This is a genomic window from Phocaeicola coprocola (genome assembly GCF_041333015.1).
GTDB classification, from domain to species: Bacteria; Bacteroidota; Bacteroidia; order Bacteroidales; family Bacteroidaceae; genus Phocaeicola; species Phocaeicola coprocola.
Genome location: NZ_JBGKGM010000004.1, coordinates 206,936 through 227,303 on the forward strand (window position 1 = coordinate 206,936; position 20,368 = coordinate 227,303).

General features: G+C 38.9%; 19 protein-coding genes. 11 read left to right on the forward strand and 8 right to left on the reverse strand.

All coding sequences use genetic code 11. The annotated features are described in order from the left end of the window. Positions 1–17: 17 nt before the first annotated feature. Complete coding sequence (locus ACDG22_RS11465) at positions 18–1,616, reverse strand: CTP synthase (protein ID WP_007569695.1); 1,599 nt, start codon at positions 1,614–1,616, stop codon at positions 18–20. Between the two features lie 224 nt (positions 1,617–1,840). Between ACDG22_RS11465 and ACDG22_RS11470 the strand changes: the two genes are divergently transcribed. Both ACDG22_RS11470 and ACDG22_RS11475 read left to right on the forward strand, forming a co-directional pair. Beyond that, positions 1,841–3,349, forward strand: a complete 1,509-nt coding sequence (locus ACDG22_RS11470; RefSeq protein WP_007569693.1) for a DUF3078 domain-containing protein — start codon at positions 1,841–1,843, stop codon at positions 3,347–3,349. 30 nt (positions 3,350–3,379) lie between these two features. After that, positions 3,380–4,006 carry a trimeric intracellular cation channel family protein gene (locus ACDG22_RS11475; RefSeq protein ID WP_007569691.1) on the forward strand — a complete coding sequence of 209 codons (627 nt, stop codon included), beginning with the start codon at positions 3,380–3,382 and terminating at the stop codon, positions 4,004–4,006. 84 nt (positions 4,007–4,090) lie between these two features. Here the strand turns inward: ACDG22_RS11475 and ACDG22_RS11480 are convergent, their stop codons facing one another. The 6 genes from ACDG22_RS11480 to pyrB all read right to left on the reverse strand — a co-directional run bounded on the left by ACDG22_RS11480 (position 4,091) and on the right by pyrB (position 8,989). Further along, on the reverse strand, positions 4,091–4,810 hold the full coding sequence (locus ACDG22_RS11480; RefSeq protein ID WP_007569689.1) for an OmpA family protein: 720 nt from the start codon (positions 4,808–4,810) through the stop codon (positions 4,091–4,093). Positions 4,811–4,925: 115 nt separating this feature from the next. After that, the gene (glyA, locus tag ACDG22_RS11485; protein ID WP_007569687.1) at positions 4,926–6,206 is read right to left on the reverse strand and encodes a serine hydroxymethyltransferase; all 1,281 of its coding nucleotides are present in this window, start codon (positions 6,204–6,206) and stop codon (positions 4,926–4,928) included. Positions 6,207–6,238: 32 nt separating this feature from the next. Continuing rightward, positions 6,239–6,970, reverse strand: a complete 732-nt coding sequence (locus tag ACDG22_RS11490; protein ID WP_022126488.1) for a porin family protein — start codon at positions 6,968–6,970, stop codon at positions 6,239–6,241. 8 nt (positions 6,971–6,978) lie between these two features. Continuing rightward, positions 6,979–7,545, reverse strand: a complete 567-nt coding sequence (locus ACDG22_RS11495) for a flavin reductase family protein (protein WP_007569684.1) — start codon at positions 7,543–7,545, stop codon at positions 6,979–6,981. Between the two features lie 9 nt (positions 7,546–7,554). Continuing rightward, the gene (pyrI, locus tag ACDG22_RS11500; protein WP_007569682.1) at positions 7,555–8,013 is read right to left on the reverse strand and encodes an aspartate carbamoyltransferase regulatory subunit; all 459 of its coding nucleotides are present in this window, start codon (positions 8,011–8,013) and stop codon (positions 7,555–7,557) included. A 34-nt stretch (positions 8,014–8,047) separates the two neighbouring features. Next, positions 8,048–8,989, reverse strand: coding sequence for an aspartate carbamoyltransferase (gene pyrB / locus ACDG22_RS11505; protein WP_007569680.1), 942 nt, complete (start codon positions 8,987–8,989; stop codon positions 8,048–8,050). Between the two features lie 337 nt (positions 8,990–9,326). Between pyrB and ACDG22_RS11510 the strand changes: the two genes are divergently transcribed. Continuing rightward, positions 9,327–11,654 (forward strand): transglycosylase domain-containing protein, encoded by a 2,328-nt coding sequence (locus ACDG22_RS11510; RefSeq protein ID WP_178269944.1) that lies wholly within the window; start codon positions 9,327–9,329, stop codon positions 11,652–11,654. Positions 11,655–11,812: 158 nt separating this feature from the next. Beyond that, a complete protein-coding gene (locus ACDG22_RS11515; RefSeq protein ID WP_007569674.1) occupies positions 11,813–12,634 on the forward strand; it encodes an exodeoxyribonuclease X C-terminal domain-containing protein in 822 nt (273 codons plus the stop codon). Here the strand turns inward: ACDG22_RS11515 and ACDG22_RS11520 are convergent. Beyond that, a complete protein-coding gene (locus ACDG22_RS11520; protein ID WP_178269943.1) occupies positions 12,601–13,020 on the reverse strand; it encodes a 2-amino-4-hydroxy-6-hydroxymethyldihydropteridine diphosphokinase in 420 nt (139 codons plus the stop codon). The genes ACDG22_RS11515 and ACDG22_RS11520 overlap by 34 nt on opposite strands. 71 nt (positions 13,021–13,091) lie before the next feature. Here ACDG22_RS11520 and kdsB point away from each other — a divergent pair, with 71 nt between their 5' ends. The 7 genes from kdsB (at position 13,092) to ACDG22_RS11555 (ending at position 20,365) form a co-directional block, all read left to right on the forward strand. Next, the gene (kdsB, locus tag ACDG22_RS11525; RefSeq protein ID WP_022126491.1) at positions 13,092–13,853 is read left to right on the forward strand and encodes a 3-deoxy-manno-octulosonate cytidylyltransferase; all 762 of its coding nucleotides are present in this window, start codon (positions 13,092–13,094) and stop codon (positions 13,851–13,853) included. Beyond that, entirely contained in the window at positions 13,853–15,142 is a 1,290-nt protein-coding gene (locus ACDG22_RS11530) for a M16 family metallopeptidase (protein ID WP_007569669.1), read from the forward strand. Before kdsB ends, ACDG22_RS11530 begins: the two co-directional genes overlap by 1 nt. A 66-nt stretch (positions 15,143–15,208) precedes the next feature. Beyond that, positions 15,209–16,330, forward strand: a complete 1,122-nt coding sequence (locus ACDG22_RS11535) for an MORN repeat-containing protein (RefSeq protein ID WP_022126493.1) — start codon at positions 15,209–15,211, stop codon at positions 16,328–16,330. Next, positions 16,330–17,118: an inositol monophosphatase family protein gene (locus tag ACDG22_RS11540; RefSeq protein WP_178269942.1), complete on the forward strand. Its 789-nt coding sequence runs from the start codon at positions 16,330–16,332 to the stop codon at positions 17,116–17,118. The genes ACDG22_RS11535 and ACDG22_RS11540 overlap by 1 nt, the downstream gene beginning before the upstream one ends. 68 nt (positions 17,119–17,186) lie before the next feature. Beyond that, on the forward strand, positions 17,187–17,852 hold the full coding sequence (locus tag ACDG22_RS11545; RefSeq protein ID WP_007569665.1) for a DUF2461 domain-containing protein: 666 nt from the start codon (positions 17,187–17,189) through the stop codon (positions 17,850–17,852). Between the two features lie 43 nt (positions 17,853–17,895). Then, the gene (locus ACDG22_RS11550) at positions 17,896–18,339 is read left to right on the forward strand and encodes a YhcH/YjgK/YiaL family protein (protein ID WP_007569663.1); all 444 of its coding nucleotides are present in this window, start codon (positions 17,896–17,898) and stop codon (positions 18,337–18,339) included. Between the two features lie 16 nt (positions 18,340–18,355). Next, positions 18,356–20,365, forward strand: a complete 2,010-nt coding sequence (locus ACDG22_RS11555) for an alpha amylase C-terminal domain-containing protein (protein ID WP_022126495.1) — start codon at positions 18,356–18,358, stop codon at positions 20,363–20,365. The last annotated feature ends 3 nt before the right edge of the window (positions 20,366–20,368 follow it).

A 20,368-nucleotide genomic window follows, 5' to 3' on the forward strand; every position in this document is an offset into this window, starting at 1 on the left:
TTACAAATTAATATCTATTATTTATCAATAGCTGCTTTGATGAATGATAAGAAAAGAGGATGGGGTTTCAATACCGTACTGCTATATTCCGGATGGAACTGAGTTCCAATGAACCATTTCAGAGTAGGTATTTCTACTATTTCTACCAAATCCGATTCAGGATTGATACCCACGCATTTCATTCCAGCCTTTTCAAATTCAGCCTTATAGTCATTGTTGAACTCATAACGATGACGATGACGTTCCTGAATATGTTCGGTCTGATATGCCTGATATACTTTTGAATTTGGATCAAGAACACATTCGTAAGCACCCAAACGCATAGTACCTCCCATGTTTGTGATAGATTTCTGCTCTTCCATAATGTCGATTACATTATGTGGAGTTTTTTCATCCATCTCACGGCTATTAGCATCAGTATAGCCTAATACATTACGAGCGAACTCTATAGCCATACATTGCATACCCAGACAGATACCAAATGTAGGAACATTGTGTGTACGGCAATATTTCAATGCTACAAACTTGCCTTCGATACCACGCTGGCCAAATCCCGGACAGATAATAATACCATCCATTTCTTTCAGGCTTTCTTCTACATTCTCATCTGTCAACTTTTCGCTATTGATAAAGTGAATATCAGCTTTGCGGTCGTTATAAGTTGCAGCCTGTGACAATGCTTCCAATATAGATTTATAAGCATCCTGCAAATCATATTTACCGACCAATCCGATTTTAACCTTTTCTGTAGCGTTATGACGACGGTTCAAGAAGTCTTTCCATGGACCTAATTCCGGAGTTTCACCCACCGGCAATCCCATCTTTTCAAGAATTGTTACATCCAGTTTTTGTTCCTGCATGCGAAGAGGAACTTCATAGATTGTCGGCATATCCATTGACTGCACAACTGCACTTTCATCTACATTACAGAATAGCGCAACTTTCTTTTTCAGGTTTGTGCTAAGGTTATGTTCGGTACGCAATACCAGAATATCAGGTTGAATACCCACAGACTGTAATTCCTTTACTGAGTGCTGAGTAGGTTTAGTCTTCAATTCACCAGCAGCAGCCAGATAAGGCACGTAAGTCAGATGCACGCATAGAGCATTTCTACCCAACTCCCATTTCAGCTGGCGGATACTTTCCAAATAAGGCAACGATTCGATATCACCTACAGTACCACCAATTTCTGTAATAACGAAATCGAATTTATACTTATTCCCTAACAGTTTTACATTACGTTTGATTTCATCAGTAATGTGAGGAATGATTTGGATTGTTTTTCCCAAATAGTCACCACGACGTTCCTTGTCGATTACACTCTTATAAATGCGACCGGTTGTAATGTTGTTCGCTTTTGTTGTCTGAATACCGAGAAAACGTTCATAATGTCCTAAGTCAAGATCGGCTTCATGACCGTCTACTGTTACGTAACACTCACCATGTTCATAAGGATTAAGTGTTCCCGGGTCGATGTTAATGTACGGGTCGAACTTCTGTATAGTTACGCTGTAGCCTCTAGCCTGCAGCAACTTACCGATAGATGATGAAATAATGCCCTTACCCAATGAAGAAGCTACACCACCTGTTACGAAAATGTACTTTGTTTCTGCCACAATATGATTATTTTAAAGTGATTTATTATCTAACACTACTATTCAAAGTTGCAAAATTATAAAAAAAAGCCAAATCACACACAAGGAAAGTGACAAAACATTGCAAAGAGTAAAATCTTCAATATTTGCTCTAAACAAAAACTAAGATGTAATTTGTTATAATATCATTATAATAAGACTAAATTAAATTGTAACTTTGCATAGAAAATAGGCAAATTAGAAAAATGAAAGCACTAGGTACGTTTATTACAATGTTCCTCCTGACAAATGAAGCCGTTCAGGCAATTGAACAGCAGGACTTAACTTTAACAAAAGACACTATCGCCGCCCAAGATACGATGCCGGCAGATACGTTGAAACAATTTTCTGCCGTCGATACCATACGACAGAAAAAAACAATAGAAACCATTAAAGTAAAGAACATACAACAAGCTTATACTCCGAAAATCAATCCGGCAGTGAAAAACTTCCAATCCTTTTTGTATAGTTTCCGACAAGATTATCAGAAAATGCTAGACAGATGGGAAGATATTTATCTGCCCGAAGCTCCATCATGGATACGTTCGAACCCGGATTTCTATAAGCTTATTGTTCCTGCTACATATTATTCGGAACCAATTGCACAAGCATTCTCTATTGATAATTGGGAACCAGTAATTCCTTTTGTGAAAGAAAATGCCATAAAGGATTCTGTTTTCCAAGTTCCGAACCTTGCACATTCGGTTGATGTAAATAAAGGTGTAAACAAGCAATTACTGGCTTTTTATTTGCAATATCCTAGTCTGGTTTCTAAAAATGAAAACGAGCTGAAAGGTATAGAACCTTTATCCGACAAGATGAAAATAAGAAAACCAAAGAAAGAAAAAGTTTTCTATTTAATAGGAGCTGCCTCTCAAACAGGCCAGGTTAGAGAAAAAGACTTATTGGTAATGAAACCTAATTTCTGGGCTATCAGCGGAAACGGATATGCGCAGTTCTCACAGAATTATATATCCGACAACTGGTATAAAGGAGGAGAGAGTACAGTATCTTTACTTTCAGGAGCTGTATTGCAGTTCAACTATGATGACAAGCAAAAAGTTCAATTTGAAAACAAAATAGAATGGAAGCTTGGTTTTATTTCTGCTCCTTCTGATACAGTCCACCAATATAAGACAAGTGAAGACTTGCTCCGTTTAAGTTCAAAATTTGGATACAAGGCTATCACAAACTGGTATTATACCATTTCGGCCGAGTTCAAGACCCAGTTCTTCTCTAATTATGAAACGAACTCCGATAAGATGGTATCTTCATGGCTTTCACCTTCAGAGTTGAATATCGGTATCGGTATGGACTATAAATATGTGAAAGATGCAATATGTAATTTGTCTGTATTGATCAATCCGTTCAACTACACCCGTTACAGTGTAGCCAGCGATAAAGTAGATCCAGCCAAATTCAACATTGATGCAGGAAAAAAATCGAAGGATCAGCTAGGTTCTCGTGTGGAAGCAACATTAAAATGGATTATCATTAATAATCTAACTTGGGAATCACGTTTTTCTTATACGACAAACTATGAAAAAGTCTTGTCAGAATGGGAAAACACCTTCACTTTTGCTTTCAACAAGTACTTCTCGACGAAGTTATTTGTTCATACCCGTTTTGATGATTCTGTTTCTAAAGAAGAACCGGATGACAGCTATTTCCAGCTTCAGGAACTCTTAAGTTTTGGAGTTAGCTACACTTGGTAAATTAATTGTTTCATTTAAATTGAAAAGAAAATGCCTTCATTTGTTCAGATACTTGACTTTATAGGAACATTTGCTTTTGCCATCAGTGGAATTCGTTTGGCATCAGCCAAACGTTTCGACTGGTTTGGTGCATATATTGTAGGACTGGCTACTGCCATTGGTGGAGGAACGTTACGCGATGTCATGCTGAATGTTACTCCTGTATGGATGACAGATTCTATTTACCTGATTTGTACAGCATTTGCTATGTTTTTTGTTATTATCTTCGGGAAATATCTTATTCATTTGAATAATACATTCTTCCTTTTCGACAGTATCGGACTGGCATTGTTTACTGTTGTAGGTTTTGGGAAAAGTATTTCTTTAGGATATCCTTTCTGGGTAGCTATCATTATGGGTAGTATAACCGGAGCGGCAGGAGGTGTTATTCGAGATGTTTTTATTAATGAAATTCCGTTGATCTTCCGAAAAGAAATTTATGCCATGGCATGCGTCATCGGCGGGCTGGTATATTGGATATGTCTTAAAACAGGCATGGAGTCGTATATGTCACAAATTCTAGGTGGAGTGACTGTTTTCATTGTCCGTATCCTCGCAGTAAAATATCAAATTACATTGCCGATACTTAAAGGTGATGAAGAGAATTCAAAAGAATAACGTACATAACACATAAAAAAATCCGCTAAATCCTCTTTCTACAAAGATTCGATTTAGCGGATTTTTTATATTAAATTTTATCCTTTATTTCAAAGTTCCTGCTTCAGCCTGCTGAATCATTTCCTGACTTGCATACATATATACTTCTACACGACGATTTTCCTTACGTCCTGCTTCTGTGCTATTGTCGGCAACCGGATTACTTTCTCCCATACCTTCTACAGTCTTAATTTGTGAAGCTGAAACTCCACATCCTAGCAAATAGCTTGATACGCTTTGAGCACGTGCCTGAGACAACTCCTGATTTTTCTGTACGCTCTGTTCTGCAGTACTGTTTTTCCATCCTGTATTGTCCGTATATCCATAGATTGCTACATCCATGTCACGGTTTTGATTTAATACATTGTTTGCAAATTTACTCAATGATGATTTTGCAGAAGTACTTAATGAAGAGCTGCTAGTACTAAACAAAATACCAGAATCGAAAGTCACTTTTACAGCTTGCAAACCATTGTTGTCTGTTACTTGCTCAACTTCAGCACCTTGTATCTGGGCAGCCTGTTCGGCAGCTTTATCCATTTTCTTTCCAATCAGGACACCAGCTCCTGTTCCCACAGCTGCGCCCACAGCAGCACCGATAGCAGCTCCCTTACCATGACCGGCAATACCACCGATTAAAGCTCCTAAAGCAGCACCACTACCGCCACCAATCATACCGCCTTTTGCTGTATTGTTCAAAGAACCACAACCGCTAAATACCAAGCATGCGCTTAATAAAATAGCCATAAAACTCGTTTTTTTCATATTTCTCAAATTTATATTGTTACTTTTTGAAGAAACAATCCATCGCAACTTTTGTTTAATAAACCTTTGGAATTATGTATTTCTACATGAACTCCAAAGGCTTATTGTTTATCCATTAATATGCAAAAATAGGATATTTCTTCATTGTTTCATTTACACGTGCACGTACAGAAGCAATAACCTCTTCATTGTCTACATTTGACAAAACAGTTTCTATCATTTCTGCAATTTCGTACATCAAATCTTCTTTTGCTCCACGTGTTGTAATAGCTGGAGTACCCAGTCGGATACCTGAGGTCTGGAATGCAGAACGGGTATCAAACGGAACCATATTCTTGTTTACTGTTATATCGGCAGAAACCAATGCCTTTTCAGCAACCTTACCTGTAAGTTCAGGATATTTGCTGCGCAAATCAACCAGCATAGAGTGATTATCTGTACCTCCTGAAACAATTGTAAAGCCACGGTCCATTAATGCCTGAGCAAGCACAGCTGCATTTTTCTTTACCTGCATTTGATATTCTTTATATTCAGGCTGCAAACATTCACCAAATGCAACAGCTTTAGCAGCAATAACATGTTCCAACGGACCACCTTGGATACCTGGGAAAACAGCTGAATCAAGTAACTGTGACATCATCTTGATTTCACCTTTCGGTGTCTTTTTACCCCAAGGGTTAGGGAAGTCTTTACCCATTAAAATAACACCACCACGAGGACCACGTAATGTCTTATGAGTAGTAGAAGTAACGATATGAGCATATTTCACAGGATTATCCAGCAGTCCTGCTGCAATTAAACCTGCAGGATGTGCCATATCGACCATAAAAATAGCACCTACTTTGTCTGCAATTTCACGCATACGCTTGTAATCCCATTCACGAGAATAAGCAGATCCACCACCAATAATCATCTTAGGATGTTCACGCAAGGCAATTTCTTCCATCTGATCATAATCTACGCGTCCTGTTTCCTTATTCAAATTATATTCGCATGGAGTATAGATGATACCAGATGTATTTACAGCCGAACCATGAGAAAGATGACCACCATGTGCCAAGTTCAATCCCATGAACTTATCTCCAGGATTCAGCACTGCCAGAAAAACAGCAGCATTTGCTTGTGCTCCCGAATGAGGTTGTACATTTGCCCATTCAGCACCAAAGATTTGCTTCAACCGGTCGATTGCAATTTGTTCACTCTGATCCACAACTTCGCAACCACCATAATAACGCTTACCAGGATAACCTTCTGCATACTTATTTGTAAGACATGAACCCATGGTCTGCATTACTTGATCGCTTACGAAATTTTCAGATGCAATCAGTTCTATACCTTTCAGCTGACGCTGATGTTCTTTCTCAATAATGTCAAAAATCAAATCATCTCTTTTCATATGTAGTTTTTTAAAAAGGTAATATTATGTGTTTAAAAAATCACTCCAACTGAGAAACTTAATACGTTTCTACGACGTTTGATATATATATACTGATCGCAATAAGGAGACTCCGTTATTCTTTTATCAAAAGAAACCGATTCTACCATATTATGAAGAACTCCTTCATAGCGAAAATCAAAAAATATATTTGAAACATTAACGGCCAATCCGACCACAGCGTTAAAACATAATGGACGGAGATTTTCTGTTATATTTTGCTGATAAAATCCAGAGTATTCATTCTGAGTATGCTTTTCCCACGTATAAGCTACTTTAGGTCCTAGAAAAAATGCCATTCCATACGGACGGGCATCAACAAATTTATACCCATACAATACAGGCAGATCGATGGAGTGTATGGATGTTTTAACCAATGCATTATCGAATAAGATATCTTTATTTTCTACTGTATTGGCTATTGAAATACTTCCTTTAGAAACATTGTAAGAAAGTTCTGTCTGAAGATAGTGATGTTTCTTCAAATTGAAACGGCAGAAAAAAGCTCCGAAATAACCAACCTTATAGTTATTCTGGATATCATTCAATTCTTTCCCGCCTATAGAAAAATGATCTATAAAAAACATAGAAGAATTAAAACCTGCTTTTATACCCACATTAACAGCCGGATCACGTGTTGCATCACGTTCTCTTTTGCGTGACTGACCTTGAAGGCCTGTCGCCAGCAACAGACTGGTTATGAGTATTAAAGCAGTTTTCCTCATATTTCTTATTATTTTTTCTTTTCTACAGACCAACCGAATTTACCGATTTTTTCGCCCATTTCATAATATCCCCCATGTGCATAAACCAATAAGTTTGACTTAGCCAAATCGAACTTTCCTGTATCGGAATCCAAATATTTTTCATCAGCCTTTACATTCACCACATCTGCAATAAACATATCGTGAGAGCCCAGTGAAATTATTTCTTTTATCCGACATTCTATGCACAAGGGAGATTCTTCAATTATCGGAGCTTGTACAATGGAAGCCTTACCCGGAGTAAGATGCATTTCTTCGAATTTATTAAAATTCTTTCCGGAGCGCACCCCACACCAGTCTGTAGCATATGCCATCTCCTTTGTTGTCAGATTGATAACAAACTCCATATTCTTCTTCAAAATAGGATAGGAGTGGCGTTCTGGTCTTACTGAGATATAGCACATGGGAGGGTTTGTACATATCGTCCCAACCCAAGCAACAGTTATAATATTATACTCTTCTTTGCAGCTACCACAGCTGACCAGCACTGCAGGCAACGGATAAATCATCGTTCCGGGCTTCCAGTCTTGCTTCATAATAATATATTAAATCAATTTTATGTTATCTTTCTGCTGTTCCTTTTCGCAATAGTGACACTTCAGAATACCCAGTTCCTTATCGACAACATGAAACCATGTCTGCATAGGCTCATTGTTGGTTATGCACTTTGGGTTATTACATTTCACAATACCTTTCAACTCATCAGGCATAACAATCTGTTTCTTCTCAACTACCTCATAATGACGGATAATATTGAGCTTTATATTAGGAGCTACAACAGACAAACGGCTAACTTCCTCATCTGTAAAAAATCTGTCGGCAACCTTGATAATACCTTTTTTACCTAATTTTTTACTTTCAAAGTTATTCCCTATTGTAATATTACCGTCTGTATTTTGCAAATCGAGCAAAGAAACAACAGTAAAAACTTTATCTGAAGGTATATGGTCAATAACCGTTCCATTCTCAAGAGCGGCCACCTGCAATTCTTTCTTTTCGTTCATAATCTTTCTTGATTAACTTGTTTAAAGAGTTTATTTATCGTTCGGTATCCGCCTTGACTTCATCCAGCGTAATGCCAAGTACATCACACAAAATAGCTTCACGTGCGTAAAGTCCGTTTTGAGCTTGTTGGAAATAATATGCCTTTTCGTTTTCATCCACATCATATGCAATCTCATTTACACGAGGCAGAGGATGAAGGATACGAAGATTTGGACGAGTATGTTCAAGCATTTTATTCCGAAGAATATAAACATCTTTAACTCGTTCGTATTCCATCAAATCGGTAAAACGTTCACGCTGTACACGAGTCATATACAAAATGTCTGCATCAGCTATAGTTTCCTCCGTAAAATCTGTATGTTCCACATATTTTATATTGTGCTCTTTACAATATAGTTTGTATTCTTCCGGCATTTTAAGTTCATCCGGAGCAACAAAGTGGAAAGTAGGATTGAAATGACGCATAGCCATCAACAAAGAATGAACTGTACGACCATATTTCAAATCTCCCACCAAATAAATATTCAGATTTTCCAGAGTTCCCTGCGTTTTATATATGGAATAGAGGTCAAGCATTGTCTGAGAAGGATGCTGATTGGCTCCGTCACCAGCATTAACGATAGGAACCGGAGCTATTTCGCTAGCATAACGTGCTGCTCCCTCCAGATAATGACGCATTACAATAATGTCGGCATAATTACTTACCATCATAATTGTATCTTTCAATGTTTCTCCCTTTGAGGAACTTGTAACCTTAGGATCGGTAAATCCTATAACTTTGGCTCCAAGCCTGTTGGCTGCTGTTTCAAAACTTAAACGAGTACGCGTGGAAGGTTCAAAGAAAAGAGTTGCAACAATTTTTTCATCCAGTAAGTGACGGTTAGGCTTCTTTTCAAACTCTCTTGCCATTTCCAGAAGATAAAGGATACGTTCTTTAGAATGGTTGGCAATAGTTACTAAACTTCTATTTTCCATATTTTCGGTTTTATGAATTGTTTTTATAATACCGGAGTTCAAAGGTAGACAAAAAAAATAAAAAGACCATCCTTTTTTTAGAAAAAGAAGCTGTTATTTTATTTCCTGATAACAGAAATGCGTAATACAGAAGCATTTTTAAAAACCAACAAAAAAATATATTTACCAATAGAAACGTAGCATCAAATAAGGCTTGTAAAAAGTTGTATTCCTGCTAAAAATAGCAGAAACAATCATTCTTGCAATTTTATTCGTTTATTCCGGTGTTTTTCTTTATTTTTGCGAACTTATTAAATAAGAAAAAAGTTATTATCAGAGATAAGAATTTTTATTTATCATGAGGAAGAAATTTATATATGTATTATGGGCTTTGCTCATATTAGGAATTTTATCGGTGGCTGCTGTCTTTACAGCCATAGCAAAAGGATGGATAGGTTATGTACCTCCTGTAGAAGAGCTGGAAAATCCGAATTTGAAATTTGCAACTCAGATAATTTCAGATGACGGGCAACTTCTGGGAACCTGGTCGTATAGTAAAGAAAACCGCGTTTATGTAGGTTACAATGACTTGTCACCTAATCTGGTTCATGCACTCGTTGCAACAGAAGATGTTCGTTTCAGTGAACATTCTGGTATAGACGCACGCGCATTTATGCGTGCTGTTATTAAAAGAGGTATTTTCATGCAAAAACATGCCGGTGGAGGAAGTACCATTACTCAGCAGTTGGCAAAACAATTTTATTCGCCGGTAGCAGACAATGTAATGGAACGCTTGTTGCAAAAACCGATAGAATGGGTTATTGCTGTCAAGCTGGAACGTTATTATACAAAAGAAGAAATTCTGACTATGTACCTTAATAAGTTTGACTTTCTGAATAATGCCGTAGGTATTAAAACAGCAGCCAAAACTTATTTTTCAAAAGATCCTAAAGACTTGTCGATAGAAGAAGCTGCTACCCTTATCGGTATGTGTAAAAATCCATCATTATATAATCCCCGTCGTTTCAATGAACGTTCACGAGGACGCCGCAACACGGTGCTTGATCAAATGTATAAGGCCGGTTACCTCACAAAAGCTGAGCGTGATTCTCTGCAAGCCTTACCGTTGACTCTGAAATTTCAGCCGGTTGACCACAAGGATGGATTGGCAACTTACTTCCGTGAATATTTGCGTAAGATAATGACAGCCAAAGAACCAGTCCGTTCGAAGTACAGAGGATGGCAACAACAACAGTATTACGAAGATTCTTTGGCATGGAAGACAAATCCTTTATACGGATGGTGTGCAAAAAACAAGAAAAAAGACGGAACCAATTACAATATTTATACAGACGGATTAAAAATCTATACGACAATTGATTCACGTATGCAGAAATATGCTGAAGAAGCTGTATACGAACATGTAGCAAAATACTTGCAACCTCGCTTCTTTAAAGAAAAACGTGGACGTAAAACTGCGCCATACACAAACGAGCTCACTCCGGAAGAAGTAAATACGATATTAGAACGTTCCGTACGTCAGTCTGACCGTTATCGTGAAATGAAAGCAGCAGGATGTTCTGAAGAAGAAATCCGGAAGACATTCAACACAAAACACGAAATGTCTGTCTTCTCATGGGAAGGAGAAAAGGATACTATCATGACACCGTTAGATTCAATCCGTTACTACAAGCACTTCCTGCGTGCCGGATTTATGTCTATGGATCCGATTACAGGCTATGTAAAAGCTTATGTAGGAGGTCCTAACTATAATTACTTCCAATATGATATGGCTATGGTTGGACGCCGACAAGTTGGTTCTACCATTAAGCCTTACTTATATACATTAGCTATGGAGAACGGATTCTCTCCGTGTGACGAAGTAAGAAATGTAGAACAGACGTTATTCGATGAAAACGGAAAAGCATGGTCTCCCCGAAACAGTTCTAAATCTCATTATGGAGAAATGGTAACACTGAAATGGGGATTGGCAAACTCCAACAACTGGATATCTGCTTATCTTATGAGCAAGCTCAACCCATATGCACTGGTTCGATTGATTCATTCTTTTGGTGTCTTGAACAAGGACATACAGCCAACCGTATCTTTGTGTCTGGGGCCATGTGAAATTTCTGTAGGAGAAATGGTTAGTGCCTATACAGCATTTGCCAATCGAGGTATACGTACAGCGCCACTTTTCGTTTCCCGCATAGAAGATAATGAAGGTAACGTCATCGCAACTTTCACGCCACAAGTAGAAGAAGTGATAAGTGAATCAAGTGCATACAAAATGCTCGTCATGTTACGTGCTGTAATCAACGAAGGTACTGGTGGACGAGTTCGCCGCTTATATGGTATACAGGCTGATATGGGTGGTAAAACCGGTACAACCAACCGTAACTCAGACGGATGGTTTATGGGCTTCACTCCTTCACTGGTATCTGGTTGTTGGGTAGGAGGTGAAGAACGCGATATTCACTTCGATACAATGCGCGACGGACAAGGTGCTTCAATGGCATTACCGGTATGGGGATTGTACATGCAAAAAGTTTATGCCGACAAGTCGTTGGGATATTCTCAAGATGAACACTTCGATATACCCGAGGATTTTGATCCATGCAAAGACAAACTGACTGAAATAGAAGAAGAAAATACCAGCCGATTGGATGACGTATTCTTCCAATAATTTTTTCAGGAAAAATAAAAAAAACATGCTGAAGTTTTACGATAAACTTCAGCATGTTTTTTTGTTAATATGGGCATGTTTTTTTATAGTCTTCCAACTTTGGATTTTCGGATTATTTTCTGTATCTTGCAGAAACTTGTAAAAGAAGGAGGATTGTCATGGATCGTAATCTCACATTATACCAACTATCTCCTGAACTGGCAGCTAAAGTTTTCGATCGGATCGAATCTTTCAATCGTGGAAGAATGCCTAAAGATGGTAAATATGTAATCAGTATGCCGACTCTTTATCGCCCTTATTATGGATTTTGGCGAATCTTTTCAGATGATAAAACCCCACTATTCGTACGTACACTTGCTGTAACATTCGACGCAGCAGCAGAACGAGCCTTCGCCTTACTCCAAAACTGTAATATACCTCTTGACGTACAAGACAACAGCGTTTTTGAAAGTTACTACGGACAATCAGACGACATTATTCCATTTGGCAAGTATCGTGGCAAACGTTTAGCTGAAATCTTCTATGTGGACCCATCTTACATCCTTTGGTTAGCAAATAAATTTACTGTAGAAACAAAACGGTATGAACCATTAGTATTATTGGCTAAAAAATTTGCCAAAGTACATTTTGAACTGACCGTACAGAAAAGACATATTTCTTCGGTAAGCCATTATATCGGTGAGATAGGAGAAAAGTTGAAAGATATGTTCCTCACAGTCTTGAATGTTCGTTTACAGGTTGATACATACAAAGCTGACTTTTACGTAGACCAAAACGTATTGGCTGCCGACCGTGACGGAAACCGTTTTACATTTTTCATAAAAGCTGGCGGACGTAGCCAGACACCTAAAGCATTAAGTTGTCACAGTCGCAAAATAACTCAGCACGAAGTACTGCATCTAGCATCAGCAAAGGTCATGTCACATTACGAAAGCAAGGGTGTGCATTACACACGACTGGGATATGTAAAACTGGTATAATCGGCCTGTTCCGACAGAGTGTTCAAGGCTTGTTTCACATAGTTTTTCTCCATGTCAGCAGGTTTTATAACCTCCATGTCAAACACAAGCAGATCGATATCCAGAGGAATGATTCCCTTCTGTTTGCCTTCTGGGGTTCTGCCACATTTCTTTTCTATGTCCTTAAATAATATTTTTATATCCTCGAAGCCCATATCTGTTTCAACGACAGCGGCCCGGTTCAAATAAGAAGTTGTCGTTTCTGTACCTTCCGGAGCAGTTTCTACTATTTCTCCCCACCGCATCTCAGGGAATAAATCTATCAGGATTTCCTCCGCCCAATTCATATGATATTCACTCTCTGTATTCGACCCCAAACAAATGATGCAACGATGCTTAGTTTTCATATTTATGAAGTTTTGACTACAAAAATAGATTTTTTTTGTAAATTTGCGTACTAATAAAAAGTACAAATACCATGAAATTTATTGGAATAATTCCTGCTAGATATGCTTCTACACGTTTTCCAGCAAAGCCATTGGCTATGCTAGGAGGGAAAACTGTAATTCAAAGAGTCTATGAACAAGTATCTGGAATTCTGGATGAAGCATACGTAGCGACCGATGATGAGCGAATAGAAAGTGCCGTCAAAGCTTTTGGTGGCAAAGTTGTTATGACTTCTGTCAATCATAAAAGTGGTACAGACCGCTGTTATGAAGCCTATTGCAAAGTAGGCAGCGGTTACGATGTTATTGTAAACATTCAGGGTGACGAACCTTTCATACAGCGCTCGCAACTGGAAGCTGTCAAAGCATGTTTTAATGATGAATCTACACAGATTGCAACCTTGGTAAAACCCTTTACCGTTGATGACGGATTTGAAGCATTAGAAAATGTCAATTCTCCGAAGGTTGTAGTCGATAAAAATATGAATGCACTGTATTTCAGCCGTTCTATTATTCCATATCAACGTAACAAAGAAAAGGCAGAATGGCTGCAAGGACATACCTATTACAAACATATCGGTCTATATGCATACCGGGCTGCTGTTCTGAAAGAAATTACAGCTCTGCCACAGTCTTCTCTGGAACAAGCAGAGTCATTAGAACAATTACGCTGGCTGGAAAATGGTTATACTATCAAAGTCGGTATCAGTGAAGTGGAAACCATTGGAATAGATACTCCGCAGGATTTAGCTCGTGCGGAAAAATTCCTGCTTGAACATAAAGAAATAAAGTAATGACTCTTGACAGAACAATAGCTCCCCCAATACGCCAGATAGACCATTTTTCTATTTCTACTCCCGAACGTACAATCATGCCAAACGGAACGCCACTGAATATCATTCAAGTTGGCAGCGAGGATGTTGTGCGTCTGGATTTGCTCATAAAAGGCGGGCAATGGAATCAGACACAACCTTTACTGGCTATGTTTACCAACCGCATGCTGCGCGAAGGAACTCGGTCTTTGTCGTCATCACAAATTGCTGAAAAGCTGGACTATTATGGCGCATGGCTTGACTTATCATCATCGGTAAACTATGGTTTTGTGACACTATATTCATTAGGTAAGTATTTCCCAAAAACAATTGAAATATTAGCCTCGATGGTTAAAGAACCGGTCTTTCCGGAAAAAGAATTATCGGTTGTAGTAGACGTAAACAAACAACAGTTTCTTGTCAACGCCCAGCGTGTTGACGTAATGGCTCGCAAACGTCTGAATCGTGCACTTTTCGGACTGTCACACCCATTAGGACGATATGCTGAACTGGAAGATTACGATCGTATTAACAGCGAAGTATTAAAAGGTTTTTACCATCAGTATTACCATTCAGGCAACTGCTCTGTTTACGTCTCAGGTAAAGTTTCTCCAGAAGTTATACATTGCATAAAGCAACACTTCGGCGAAAGCGATTGGGGAGACACTACCCGAAAAATAAAAAACGAAACTTTTGTTCCTACAACAGAAGATTGCAAACGCATTTTTGTAGAAAAAGAGGATGCTTTGCAAAGTTCTATAAAGATAGGTACATTTTCTATAAACCAACAACATCCTGACTATTTGAAGCTGCGTGTACTGGTTACGCTGTTCGGAGGGTATTTTGGTAGCCGTCTGATGTCGAATATCCGTGAAGATAAAGGATATACCTATGGTATCGGCGCCGGTCTTGTCAATTATCCCAATACAGGTGTATTAGGCATCAGTACAGAAGCTGCAAACGAATATGTAGAACCTCTCATCGCTGAAGTCTATAAAGAAATGGATATTTTATGTTCAGAGAAAGTTTCAGACGAAGAGCTGGATATGGTACGCAATTACATGCTGGGTGATATGTGTCGTTCATACGAAAGTGCCTTTTCTTTATCAGATGCTTGGATATTCATCGAAACGTCTGGTTTGAAAAATGATTTTTTCGATCATACATTAAAAGCTATCCGTGAAGTAACATCGGATGAGCTTCAAGCACTGGCACAAAAGTATTTCTGTAAAGAAAACTTAATAGCGGTTGTCGCAGGTAAAATAGTGTAATGATTTTATATTCTCTTTACAGAAAACACTAATTTTGAACATTCAAATAAAACGAAAAAGATAATAATGACTAGACATACATATTTATTGTTTGCATTGATGACATTTGGAAGCTTGTCCGTTTCTGCTCAAATGTCATTGGGATATTACAAATTTAAAGATGGAGCAGAATATACTGGAGAGTTGAAAGGACGTCGTCCAAATGGAAAAGGCAAAACAGTTTTTAAGAATGGAGATACATACGAAGGTGAGTATGTAAAAGGAAAACGTGAAGGAGAGGGTACATATATATTCAGTGATGGAGAAAAATATGTAGGACATTGGTATCAGGACCAGCAACACGGTCAAGGAACCTACTACTTCATGAACAACAACCGTTATGAAGGAATGTGGTATCAAGACTTTCAGGAAGGTGAGGGTACAATGTACTATTATAACGGCGATTTATATGTAGGCATGTGGCACCAAGACAAGCGAAACGGCCATGGAACATATACATGGAAAGGAGGTGCCAAATACGAAGGTGAATGGACCAACGATCTGAAGAATGGCAAAGGTGTCATGACATGGGAAGACGGTTCAAAATACGAAGGAGAATGGAAAAATGGCGAACGCCACGGGAAAGGAACATTTTATTACACCAATGGCGATAAATATATCGGAGATTGGGTAAAAGATGTACAGCATGGAAAAGGTATTTACTATTTTCAAAACGGCGAACGCTATGAAGGTGACTACGCAGACGGAGAACGTACCGGAAAAGGAATCTATGTTTACCCCAACGGAGATAAATACGTCGGCCAGTTCAAAAACGGATGGCAGGAAGGAACCGGTACATTTACCTGGCAGAACGGAGCTGTATATGAAGGCGAATGGGTAAAGAACCAGCGATCGGGCAAAGGCCATTATAAATGGGGAAATGGCGATGAATATGAAGGCCAGTGGAAAGACAATATGGCAGAAGGAGAAGGCGTACTACGTATGCAAGATGGATCTGTCTACACCGGTCATTTTTCTCGTGGCAAAGAAGATGGCAAAGGAACTATCGTAAGCAAAGACGGAGTCCGCTTTGAAGGATTCTTCAAGCAAGGAAAAAAGGATGGTCCTTTTGTCGAAACAGACAGTAACGGAAAAATAATTCGTCAGGGAACATTCCGCAGTGGCAGACTTTTAGAGGAGAAAAAATAATGCTAAACCTATCGGAACTAACAGATAAAGTACGTGCTCTTGCGATTGAGGCAGGGGATTTTATTCGTGAAGAAAGAAAAAAATTCCATCGCGAGGCAATCGAAAAAAAACATGCACACGACTATGTGTCATACGTAGACAAAGAGTCGGAAAAAAAGATTGTAACCCGTCTAAAAGAATTACTTCCCGAGGCTGGTTTCATAGCAGAAGAAGGCAGTGGCACATTAAACGACGAGCAATATTGCTGGCTGGTCGATCCTTTGGACGGAACAACCAATTTCATTCATGACAATGCTCCGTATTGCGTGAGCATTGCCCTGAGAAGTAAAAAAGAATTATTACTAGGCGTCGTATATGAAATCTGCCGGAATGAATGTTTCTGGACATATAAAGGTGCTCCTTCTTGTCTGAATGGCAATGAAATTCATGTATCTGCCATATCCAATTTAGATGACTCGTTTATAGCTCTTGGCTTCCCTTATGCAACAGAAGAATATAAGCCAATGGCCAACCATTTGGTAAATACACTCTACGGGAATGTAGCAGGACTGCGGCTTATGGGAGCTGCGGCTGTAGAATTGTGTTATATTGCAGCAGGAAGGTTCGAAGCACGTATCGAAGCTTTTATTGGTCCATGGGATATCGCTGCAGGAACAATTATTCTGCAAAATGCCGGAGGTATGATTACAGACTTCAAGGGAGGAGATTCTTATTCCTCTGGTTCACAGGTTCTGGCTTCAAACGGAAGAATCCATCGAGATTTGTTGAATATAATTGATAATCTATAAAATACTCACGTTTTATTCGATTTATCAAAATATATTTTGTATGTTTGTGTTACAAAAAAGGGAAGGACATGAATATACCAGAAATATTAGATTTTCTGAAACGCTTGTCAGAGAATAATACCCGTGAATGGTTTCAGGAACATAAAAATGAATATCAAAACGCACAAAGCAGTTTTGAAAATTTATTAGCGGATATCATTGCGCGTATTTCATTATTCGATGAAAGTATATCTCATGTTCGTCCTCATGATTGTACATATCGTATTTATCGGGATGTCCGCTTTTCGGCAGACAAATCTCCTTATAAGAATCACATAGGAGGATATATTAACGCACGTGGGAAAAAATCGAACCACTGCGGATATTACGTACATCTGCAACCTGGCAACTGTATGCTGGCAGGAGGAAGCTGGTGTATGCCGTCCAATATGCTTAAAGCTGTCCGGCAGTCGGTTGTAGATAACATAGAGGAATACCGTGCTATTGTAGAGGATCCTGATTTTAAAAAATATTTTCCGGTAATAGGAGAGGAACACTTAAAAACCTTGCCTAAAGGATTCCCAAAAGATTTTCCTTATCCGGAATATATAAAATGTAAAGATTACACTGTTGCTTATTCCATTCCTGATTCTTTTTTTGATGATCCTTGTTTTATAGAAGAAATTATAAACGTATTCAGGCAACTGAAGCGTTTTGCCGATTTTACAAATTATACAATCGATGATTTTGAATAACAAACATTTTCATATAAATTAAAACCACAAAATTGTTACTACTATGGTAATAGATAAATTAGAAAATCTTGAGAAATATGTTTCTCTGAATCCACTATTTGCACAGGCTGTGGAATTTTTGAAAACTACAGACTTAAACGCACACGAAATAGGTAAGGTCGTCTTAAAAGAGGGTGAGCTTATCGTTAATTTTGCTCAAGCACGACCCAAAACTAAGGAAGAAGCAAAACTTGAAACTCATAATAACTTCATAGATATTCAGATTCCTTTGTCGGGAGTTGAAACAATGGGATATACTCCGCGCACAGACCTTCCGGAAGAAGAATACAATGCAGAAAAAGACATCACTTTCTACAAAGGATTTGCAAAAGATTATCTGACTATTACACCGGGTATGTTTGCCATATTCTTTCCACAAGACGGACACGCTCCTGGCGTAACTCCAGACGGCGTGAAAAAAGTCATAGTAAAAGTTCGGGCATATTAATATAAACTCTAATACTATGGATGAAGTATTGAATATCATTAAAAATGATCCTTGGCTTGAGCCTTACAAAGAGGCTATTACAGGCAGACATCAGCATGCAATTAATAAGGAAAAAGAATTAATCGGCAAGAAAACACTGTCCGGCTTTGCTACCGGACATCTTTATTTTGGCATGCATCGCACAGAAAAAGGTTGGACTTTCCGTGAATGGGCTCCTAATGCTACTGAAATTTATCTGATAGGTGATTTCAATGGATGGCAGGAACAAGCCAAGTATAAATTGAAAAGAGTCAAGAATACAGGTAACTGGGAAATCAATCTTCGGGAAAATGCGATAAAGCATGGAGATTTATATAAGCTGAAAGTTTATTGGGAAGGAGGTTGCGGAGAACGTATTCCTGCATGGGCAACACGTGTCGTTCAAGACGACCAGACTAAAATTTTCAGTGCACAGGTCTGGAATCCTGATAAACCTTACAAATTCAAGAAAAAAGTTTTTGTACCGAATGTGTCACCTTTAATGATTTATGAGTGTCATATTGGTATGGCGCAGGATGCCGAAAAAGTGGGGACTTACAACGAATTCCGTGAAAACATCCTTCCACGCATAGCCAAGGACGGCTATAACTGCATTCAGATTATGGCTATTCAAGAGCATCCCTATTATGGAAGTTTCGGTTATCATGTATCAAGCTTCTTTGCTCCATCATCCAGATTTGGTACGCCCGAAGAGCTGAAACAGCTTATTGATACAGCTCATCAGATGGGAATTGCCGTAATTATGGACATCGTTCATTCGCATGCGGTAAAGAACGAAATGGAAGGTTTAGGTAACCTGGCTGGTGATCCTTGCCAATATTTCTATCAGGGAGATCGCCGTGAACATCCGGCATGGGATTCATTGTGTTTCGATTACGGTAAGAACGAAGTTATTCATTTCTTACTCTCTAACTGTAAATACTGGTTGGAAGAATTCCACTTCGATGGTTTCCGTTTCGATGGTGTAACATCTATGCTTTATTACAGCCACGGATTGGGAGAAGCATTCTGTAACTATGGCGATTACTTTAATGGTCATCAAGATGACAATGCTATTTGCTATCTGACACTTGCCAACAAGCTGATACACCAGGTTAATCCTCGTGCCATCACAATTGCCGAAGAAGTTTCAGGTATGCCGGGACTTGCCGCACCTTTCAACGACGGAGGTTACGGCTTCGACTATCGTATGGCGATGAACATTCCTGATTATTGGATAAAAATTATCAAGGAACGTCGTGATGAAGACTGGAAGCCTTCTAGCCTGTTCTGGGAAGTAACCAATCGCCGTAAAGACGAAAAAACAATCTCTTACTGCGAAAGTCACGACCAGGCTCTGGTAGGCGACAAGACTATCATTTTCCGTCTGATTGATGCGGATATGTACTGGCACTTCAAGAAAGGTGATGAAAATGGAGTCGTACAGCGCGGTATAGCATTGCACAAAATGATTCGTCTGCTCACAGCTTCTACTATCAACGGCGGTTATCTGAACTTTATGGGAAATGAATTCGGTCATCCGGAATGGATCGACTTCCCGCGTGAAGGTAACGGATGGTCGTATAAATACGCTCGCCGCCAATGGAATCTGGTAGACAATAAAGAATTGTGTTATCACTACCTGGGTGACTTTGACGAAGCAATGGTTCATCTTATCGAAGGAGTCAAGAACATACAGAAGAGCGATGTCGTAGAAATATGGCACAATGACGGAGATCAGATTCTGGCATATCGCCGTAAAGACTTAGTATTTGTATTCAACTTTAATCCTACCCGTTCGTTTACAGACTACGGTTTCCTTGTTCCACGAGGTGAGTACCATGTAGTATTGAACACAGACAGTAAAGAGTTCGGCGGATTTGGGTTTGCAGACGATTCAGTAGCCCACTTTACGTGTGCCGATCCATTATATGCTAAAGAAAAGAAAGAATGGCTTAAGCTGTATATACCTGCCCGTTCGGCAGTAGTGTTGAAACGCCAGAAGTAACGT

Bases quoted from the DNA above. Each gene is read 5' to 3' on its own strand.
- ACDG22_RS11470 (WP_007569693.1), top strand. From the start codon at position 1,841: ATGAAAGCACTAGGTACGTTTATTACAATGTTCCTCCTGACAAATGAA.
- ACDG22_RS11540 (WP_178269942.1), top strand. From the start codon at position 16,330: ATGCTAAACCTATCGGAACTAACAGATAAAGTACGTGCTCTTGCGATT.
- pyrI (WP_007569682.1), bottom strand. From the start codon at position 8,013: ATGAACGAAAAGAAAGAATTGCAGGTGGCCGCTCTTGAGAATGGAACG.
- ACDG22_RS11545 (WP_007569665.1), top strand. From the start codon at position 17,187: ATGAATATACCAGAAATATTAGATTTTCTGAAACGCTTGTCAGAGAAT.
- ACDG22_RS11555 (WP_022126495.1), top strand. From the start codon at position 18,356: ATGGATGAAGTATTGAATATCATTAAAAATGATCCTTGGCTTGAGCCT.
- kdsB (WP_022126491.1), top strand. From the start codon at position 13,092: ATGAAATTTATTGGAATAATTCCTGCTAGATATGCTTCTACACGTTTT.
- ACDG22_RS11510 (WP_178269944.1), top strand. From the start codon at position 9,327: ATGAGGAAGAAATTTATATATGTATTATGGGCTTTGCTCATATTAGGA.
- glyA (WP_007569687.1), bottom strand. From the start codon at position 6,206: ATGAAAAGAGATGATTTGATTTTTGACATTATTGAGAAAGAACATCAG.
- ACDG22_RS11550 (WP_007569663.1), top strand. From the start codon at position 17,896: ATGGTAATAGATAAATTAGAAAATCTTGAGAAATATGTTTCTCTGAAT.
- ACDG22_RS11515 (WP_007569674.1), top strand. From the start codon at position 11,813: ATGGATCGTAATCTCACATTATACCAACTATCTCCTGAACTGGCAGCT.
- ACDG22_RS11535 (WP_022126493.1), top strand. From the start codon at position 15,209: ATGACTAGACATACATATTTATTGTTTGCATTGATGACATTTGGAAGC.
- ACDG22_RS11480 (WP_007569689.1), bottom strand. From the start codon at position 4,810: ATGAAAAAAACGAGTTTTATGGCTATTTTATTAAGCGCATGCTTGGTA.
- pyrB (WP_007569680.1), bottom strand. From the start codon at position 8,989: ATGGAAAATAGAAGTTTAGTAACTATTGCCAACCATTCTAAAGAACGT.
- ACDG22_RS11520 (WP_178269943.1), bottom strand. From the start codon at position 13,020: ATGAAAACTAAGCATCGTTGCATCATTTGTTTGGGGTCGAATACAGAG.
- ACDG22_RS11530 (WP_007569669.1), top strand. From the start codon at position 13,853: ATGACTCTTGACAGAACAATAGCTCCCCCAATACGCCAGATAGACCAT.
- ACDG22_RS11490 (WP_022126488.1), bottom strand. From the start codon at position 6,970: ATGAGGAAAACTGCTTTAATACTCATAACCAGTCTGTTGCTGGCGACA.
- ACDG22_RS11475 (WP_007569691.1), top strand. From the start codon at position 3,380: ATGCCTTCATTTGTTCAGATACTTGACTTTATAGGAACATTTGCTTTT.
- ACDG22_RS11495 (WP_007569684.1), bottom strand. From the start codon at position 7,545: ATGAAGCAAGACTGGAAGCCCGGAACGATGATTTATCCGTTGCCTGCA.